This is a genomic window from Nocardiopsis prasina DSM 43845, from assembly GCF_000341265.1.
GTDB classification, from domain to species: domain Bacteria; phylum Actinomycetota; class Actinomycetes; order Streptosporangiales; family Streptosporangiaceae; genus Nocardiopsis; species Nocardiopsis prasina.
Map to the genome: position 1 here is coordinate 1 of NZ_ANAE01000065.1, position 483 is coordinate 483.

Sequence of the window (483 nt, forward strand, 5' to 3'; positions counted from 1 at the left end):
GCACGAACACCCAGGCGCCGATCATGATCGCGGTCAGCACCGCGGCGCCCACCCGGGCGGCGGCGCCCAGGACCAGCAGCGCACCGCCGACGAGCTCGCCGTAGGCCAGGAAGGGTCCGCTCAGTTCCGGCAGCGGAATACCCAGCTCGCGGTTGCTCGCCACGATGGCGGCCACGCCGCCCTCACCGGTGACCTTGTCCCAGCCGTGGGCGATGAACACGGCGCCGACGCACAGCCGAACCAGCAGGACCGCGGCGTCGGTCAGCACGGCGTCCGAGCGGACCAGGTATTTCATCGGTTCTCCTTTGTTGGGGGGTACCGTCCATTCGAACAGGGTCCCTCGGCCCGCGGGAAATACCGATTGCGATGCCCCGGCTACCCTAAAGGTATGCAGGAGTTCGACTTACGGGAATTGCGGTACTTCCTGGCGGCCGCCGAGGAGCTGAATCTCTCGCGTGCCGCCGAGCGGCTGGGGGTCTCCCC

Annotated in this window: 2 protein-coding genes and 1 pseudogene (1 of these 3 only partly in view); 2 read left to right on the forward strand and 1 reads right to left on the reverse strand. The window is 68.5% G+C overall.

Features of this window, described 5'->3' with window-relative positions:
• On the reverse strand, positions 1-295 hold a 295-nt coding region (locus D452_RS0101490; RefSeq protein WP_017542386.1), incomplete at its 3' end, for a DoxX family protein.
• Positions 296-388: 93 nt separating this feature from the next.
• Here D452_RS0101490 and D452_RS31935 point away from each other — a divergent pair.
• Positions 389-469 (forward strand): annotated as a pseudogene (locus tag D452_RS31935) (hypothetical protein); the annotation flags it as partial.
• Positions 456-483, forward strand: partial view of a LysR family transcriptional regulator gene (locus tag D452_RS27530; protein WP_204366592.1) — the start only. The gene runs 845 nt beyond the window's last position; 28 of the gene's 873 nt are visible here — the first part of the coding sequence; it begins with the start codon at positions 456-458; its stop codon lies off the right edge, out of view. The pseudogene D452_RS31935 and the gene D452_RS27530, both read left to right, overlap by 14 nt.